We start from the raw sequence: 2,129 nt of genomic DNA on the forward strand, positions 1-2,129 counted from the left end.
GCCGCCAGCGTGATCGTGGCGCCGAGCGCCAGGGCCGCGGCCACACCTGTGGCCGTGAATCCCGATCGGCGCCGCGCGCGCCGGAACCGAGTCGTCATGCGTTCGATCTGCCACCTCGACGTCATGGCACCCACGGTGCGGCACGTGCCGCCGCGCCGATAGGGGGTTTCGAAAAACGTGAGAATCTTTTACATACCGGCAACGTGAGGAAACATCAATGTCCACGTGCCGGGAGCACTCTGGGCCCAACCCCTCTTCCCCGAAGGGAACGCGCCCGATGTCAGACGGCAACCGCTCGCTCCGCTCGCGGAGTCTTCTGGGCGGCATCTGGACAGCGCTGCAGCGGGTCTACGGCAGTCTGCTCAGCGTCGTCACCCTGGCGGTGCTGTCTCGGCTCGTCGACGCGGCGGACTTCGGGGTGGTCTCGCTCGTGTCGGTCTTCGTCGGCATCCTCTCGCTCGTCGGCGACCTCGGGTTCACCCCCTCGCTGATCCGCGCGACCGCGCCCTCGCGGGTGCAGATCAACACCGCGTTCTGGACAGGCCTCGCCGTCGGACTCGGGCTCGGCGGCCTGCTCGCCCTCGCCGCCCCCGCGATCGCCGCCTTCTACGACGAGCCGCAACTGACCCTGATGATCCGGGTCGCTGCCCTCATGCTGCCGCTCAACGCCTTCTGCTCCATTCCGACCGTGCTGCTGACGCGCGAGCTCAAGATGCGGCCGCTCGCCATCCGCTCGGCAGTCGGGGCGAGCATCGGCGCGGTCGGCGCCGTCGTCCTCGCACTGCTCGGCGCGGGGGCGTGGGCGCTCATCTTCCAGGGCGGCGGCAACATCCTCGTCGACATCGTGATCCTGTGGAGCGCGGTGTCATGGCGGCCGCGGTTCGAGTTCTCGCTGGCGGATGCCTGGGCGATGCTGCGCTTCGGGCTGCCGGCACTCGCGACCCAGATCGTGCACGAGGGTCGGGACAGGATGGTCGAGCTCGTGCTGGGCAAGCTGCTCGGGGCATCCGCCCTCGGCTACTGGGTGGTCGCCACGCGCGTGACGTCGCAGCTGCTCACCCTGTTCGCCTCGGTGGTCAACGCGGTCGCCCTGCCGGCGTTCTCGAAGATCAAGGACGACCCCGAGCGCCTCAGGAACGCGGTGCGCCACGCCGAGCGGGTGTGCGCGAGCATGGCGGTGCCCGGGCTGTTCGCCATCGCGGCGGTCTCGCCCGTCGCCGTGCCGTTCCTGTTCGGCAGCCAGTGGGCGACGAGCGGCCAGATCGCCCAGCTCACGGCGCTCACCGGGTCGATCACGGCGCTGCAGTGGCTCGACGGGAACCTGTGGTGGTCGCTCGGCCGCCCCGGCGTCGAGTTCACCCTGGTGCTCGTGATCTCGGCGGTGCACGTCGGCGCCGTGTTCCTCGCCGCCCCCTACGGGCTGCTCGCCGTCGCGATCGCCCTGCTCGCCCGCACGGTGCTGCTCGCCCCGCTGCGCGTCATCGCCCTCGTGCGGCTCGGGAGGATGCCGCTCACCGTCTACCGCGACATCCCGGGCATCGCCGCGTCGGCGGGGGTCATGCTCGTCGCGATGATCGCGCTCAGCCACGCGATCGAGCACGAGCCGCCGCTGCTCTATCTCGCGATCGAGGCCGTCGTCGGCGGCGCCGTGTATTTCGCGGTGGGGATGCTGGTGCAGCGCAGCTCCTTCGCCGAGCTGCGCACCGACGTGCTGCACATCGTGCGCCGCGGCCGCGGAGCGGGCGGGGGCGTGAGCAGCAGCGTGGGCGGGGCGGTCTGACGTGGCCGCCACCGTCGCCGGGCTGCACGAGCAGGCACTCACCCAGCTCTCCGACGTGCTGCAGGGCGTCGGGCATGTCGACCTCGTCGACTTCCCCGACCATCTCAACTGCGGTGACGCCGCGATCTGGCTCGGCCAGCTCGCACTGCTCGAGGCGAACGGCGCCACGGTGTGCTCGGCGACGTCCCGGCGCTCCTTCCACCTCGACGCGCTCGCCCCGGCGAGCACCGTCGTGATCCAGGGCGGTGGCAACTTCGGCGGGCTCTACCCGACGCACCACGCGCTGCGCCTGAGGCTGCTCGACGCGCTGCGCGGGCGCCGGGTCATTCAGATGCCGCAGTCGATCGAG

2 protein-coding genes are annotated in these 2,129 nt (G+C 71.1%); both read left to right on the top strand.

The annotated features are described in order from the left end of the window. Positions 1 to 277 precede the first annotated feature (277 nt). A complete protein-coding gene (locus ACM2XV_RS14615; RefSeq protein ID WP_487027458.1) occupies positions 278 to 1,780 on the top strand; it encodes a lipopolysaccharide biosynthesis protein in 1,503 nt (500 codons plus the stop codon). Between the two features lies 1 nt (position 1,781). Continuing rightward, the coding region (locus tag ACM2XV_RS14620; protein WP_487027459.1) for a polysaccharide pyruvyl transferase family protein at positions 1,782 to 2,129 on the top strand (348 nt) is incomplete at its 3' end.

It is taken from the genome of Gryllotalpicola sp. CP2-P1 (genome assembly GCF_057512245.1).